The organism is Accumulibacter sp., assembly GCF_029255125.1.
GTDB lineage: Bacteria > Pseudomonadota > Gammaproteobacteria > Burkholderiales > Rhodocyclaceae > Accumulibacter.
Map to the genome: position 1 here is coordinate 1 of NZ_JAPUVR010000110.1, position 3,962 is coordinate 3,962.

Genomic DNA, 3,962 nt, shown 5'->3' on the forward strand with positions numbered 1-3,962 from the left:
AACCTGTCGCCTGGTCAAATAACGTGCCACATAGAATTCCTGAACTCTGCCTCAATTCCCCGCCGAGATCCGGAAATCTGAAGGGAAGCCTGGTCCGCCTGCTCGCCGACGAGAGCACACCCCACTGGCCGCTCTACGCGATGACCGCGACGCGCACAGTGGCGAGCGGCATCCGCGACTTGATCAGCTTTGTGACGAACGAACTGGCGGCGACCGAGCTGGCAGAAGTCGCCGAGCTGCCGCCACGATGATCGGTCCATTGGCATCGTGTCCGCCCACCCGGTGGCGCGCGCGGCGCGCTGGACCCCGTCTGCCGAAAGCGGGCAAACCCGACTTGCCGCCGCTTGCTTTTCCTGTCCCTGCTGGGCAGGGCAGCCTCAAGCTGAGCGCTTCCCCTGCCGTTAGAGCGGATGGCAGGGAAAAGTCGACGGTGTCGTCGGGTTCTCGATCTTGACAGGGAGCGCACATTGGAAATCCAACAGTTGCATCTATCCGATCCGTCCGGGGTCGAGCGTGGGCTGGCCGCAGCCGCTTCGTTCGCCGCCGACCTGGTCCTGGTCTTCGCCGGCGTGCGCTTCTTTGAGCATGCCGGTTTCGCCGCGTCGCTCGCCGCGCACTTTCCGACGGCCATCCGTATCGGTTGCTCGACGGCCGGCGAGATCACGCAGACCGGCGTCTCCGACGGAACCTGCGTGATCACACTGGCGCGTTTCGCGCACACACGCTTGCGCGTCGCCAGCACCGTTCTGCAGTGCATGGACGATTCCTTTGCCGCCGGCGAGCGCCTGGCGCAGCAACTGACCGGGCCCGGGCTACGCACCGGAATCGTCTTGGCACCCGGCGTCGGCATCAACGGCAGCGCACTGCTCAAAGGATTGATCCATGTCCTCGGCCCGACAACGCCGTTGGCGGGTGGCCTGGCGGGCGACGGCGGCGCCTTCCGGCGCACCTTCACGCTGACCCCGGAAGGCGTATCCGAGCACGCGATCGTCGCCCTCGGGTTCTCTGGCGATCATCTGGTTTTCGGCCACGGTTCGTTCGGGGGCTGGGAACCCTTCGGGCCGTCGCGCCGCGTCACCCGCTGTTCAGCCAACGTCCTGCACGAACTTGACGGCGAGCCGGCCTTGTCCGTCTACCGCAGCTACCTGGGCGAGTACGCACGCGATCTGCCCGCTTCGGGATTGCTGTTTCCGTTTGCCATGGTCGACGAGGGGCGCCACGAACTTGGCCTGATCCGAACCATTCTCGGCATTGACGAATCAACCGGCAGTCTGATCCTGGCGGGCGACATCCAGGCCGGCGGCTATCTCCAACTGATGCACGCGAATACCGACCGCTTGGTTGACGGCGCCGAACGGGCCGCCGCGAGCGCCGGCGAATCGGCTGCCCGTTCGGTCGCCGCAACACCAGCCGACCAGCCAGCGACGCCGCCCGGCCTGACGCTCCTCGTTTCCTGTGTCGGCCGCAAGCTGGTCATGGGCGAGCGCGTTGACGAAGAGATCGAGGCGGTCAGGACGCGACTGGCCAGCGGAGAGACGGTAACCGGCTTCTACTCGTATGGCGAGATCAGCCCGTTTACGCCCGGCGTCGCCTGCGAACTGCATAATCAGACGATGACCGTTTTTCGCCTGGCGGAAAGCTGAGTCGGACAGCCATGCATCGACTCTTGCTGCGCCAGTTGCGACGCGTACTCGGAGTTGAGGACGAGCGTGCACTGCACGCCTTGCTCGCCGAATTCGACCAACTGGCCGCGCAGCTCGCACCGAACACCGCCCGGGCGCTTACCGGCCTGGGCGATCTGATCGCGCGCGTTGACGCAGCTTACGGACAAAACGACCGCGATCTAGACTTGCGCACGCGCAGTCTGGAGCTGAGCTCAGCCGAACTGAATCGCGCCAACGACAAGCTGCGCGAAGAGTTGAGCAGTCGAACGCGCGCCATCGCGTCCTTGCGCAAGACTGCCAACAGTCTGCTCGGAACGCTCGGTCGGGAAGCGATCGGCGAGGAGGACACTGGGCTCGAGCGCATGTCGGATCTGCTGGCCAATCTGGTCCGGCAGCGCGAGCGCGCCGAAAACGAACTGCGCAGCGCGCACGCCGATCTCGAACGGCAGAAAGCGGCACTCGACGAACACGCGATCGTCAGCGCCACTGATACGGCCGGGCGCATCACCTACGCCAACGACAAGTTCTGCCACATCAGCGGCTACCAGCGCGACGAGTTGCTCGGCAGAACGCATGCGCTGGTCCGCTCCGACGAGCACTCGGACGACTTCTATCGCACGATGTGGGAAACGATCGCCGCCGGTCGGGTCTGGCGGGGTGAAGTGAAGAACCGGACGAAGAACGACACCTACTACTGGAGCGCGGTGACCATCGTCCCTTTCCTGCGCGAAGACGGCAGCCCTTACCAGTACGTCGCGATTCGCACCGACATCACCGAGCGCAAACGCGTCCAGGACGACCTCGCGGCCAGCGAAGAAAAGTATAGGCGCGTGCTCAACAACCTCAAGGAGGTGGTCTTTCGCGTTGAGCGCAACGGTCGCCTGAACTTCCTCAATTCGGCCTGGTGCGAGGTGTCCGGCCGCACCGTCGAGGAAAGCCTGGGCCACTATGCCGCCGAGTTCCTCGTGCCGGAAGATCGCGCGCGCGCTGTCGAACTGTTCGCTGCAACGATGAACGGCGCCGTCGACAATCCCCGTGGCGAGTTCGGATTGCTGGCGAGCGACAAGCTCGTGCGGAGCGTGGAAATCGGCGCACGCGCCGAGCGCGACAGCGATGGGCAGATCATCGGCGCTTCGGGTGTGCTCACCGACATCACCGAACGCAAGAACTGGGAGCGCGCTGTACTCCAGGCGCGCGATGCCGCCGAGGCCGCCAATCGCGCGAAGTCGGGCTTTCTGGCCAACATGAGCCACGAAATACGCACACCGATGAACGGCATCCTCGGTCTGGCCGGGCTGTTGCTGGATACCCGGCTGAACCTTGAGCAGCGCCGTTTTGCCCGCCTGATCAAGTCCTCCGCCGAATCCTTGCTGAGCGTGATCAACGACATTCTCGACTTCTCGAAGATCGAGGCCGGAAAACTGAGTCTGGAGGCGATCGAATTCGATCTTTGGCGCGTCGCTTTCGATGCCGCGCGCGGGGTGGCGTATGCGGCGCACGGTGGCGGACTCGAAATGCTCTGCCAGGTTTCACCGGAGGTTCCGCTGCGCGCGGTGGGCGACCCAGGGCGCCTGCGCCAGATCTTGCTCAACCTCCTCGGCAATGCGGTCAAGTTTACCAAGGCGGGGGAAGTCGCTTTGCACCTGACGAGCGAAACCGACGGCGACAGCGTGCTCCTGCACTGCACGGTGCGCGACACCGGAATCGGCATCTCGGCCGCGAAACAGAAGGATATTTTCGAAGCCTTCGTCCAGGAGGACGGCTCGGTCAGCCGGCAGTACGGTGGCACCGGCCTGGGGCTGGCCATCAGCCTGCGACTGGTCGCCATGATGGGCGGTCAGATCGCAGTCGAGAGTACACCTGGACTGGGCAGCACATTTCACTTCAGCGTCAGACTAGGCCGGGCCGAACAAGCGGCCATCGGCGATCCCGTCCCGCCGGGCTGGGCCGGTGCCCGCTGCCTGGTCGTCGACGCGCACGACAAGGCGCGCGCGGCAACCGTTCAGGCGCTGAGCCGCTGGGGAGTGCGCTGCCGCGAGGCTGCCAGCGCCAGCGCCGCGCTCGCGATCCTGGCGGCAGAAGCGGGCGCTTACCGACTGATTGTCGCCGACGAATCGGTCCTCGACGAGGAAAAGCAGCACCTGTTCGCGCGTCTGCCGACGACCTGCGCGCGCACGCAGCGGATCGCCCTGATTCGTGTCGGTTCTCCGACCCCGCGCATGGCCGATCTCGACCATCTGGCCGACGCCTGCATCGTCAAGCCGCTCGACCCGCACGAGCTGGCAGCCGCCCTGCGCG

3 protein-coding genes are annotated in these 3,962 nt (G+C 65.3%); all 3 read left to right on the forward strand.

What is annotated here, in order from left to right; all coding sequences use genetic code 11:
• A partial coding sequence (locus Q1L59_RS11490; RefSeq protein ID WP_300332320.1) for a hypothetical protein occupies positions 1-251 on the forward strand: 251 nt, incomplete at its 5' end.
• A gap of 216 nt (positions 252-467) precedes the next feature.
• The gene (locus Q1L59_RS11495) at positions 468-1,643 is read left to right on the forward strand and encodes an FIST N-terminal domain-containing protein (protein WP_300332321.1); all 1,176 of its coding nucleotides are present in this window, start codon (positions 468-470) and stop codon (positions 1,641-1,643) included.
• 11 nt (positions 1,644-1,654) lie between these two features.
• A partial coding sequence (locus Q1L59_RS11500; protein WP_300332323.1) for a PAS domain S-box protein occupies positions 1,655-3,962 on the forward strand: 2,308 nt, incomplete at its 3' end.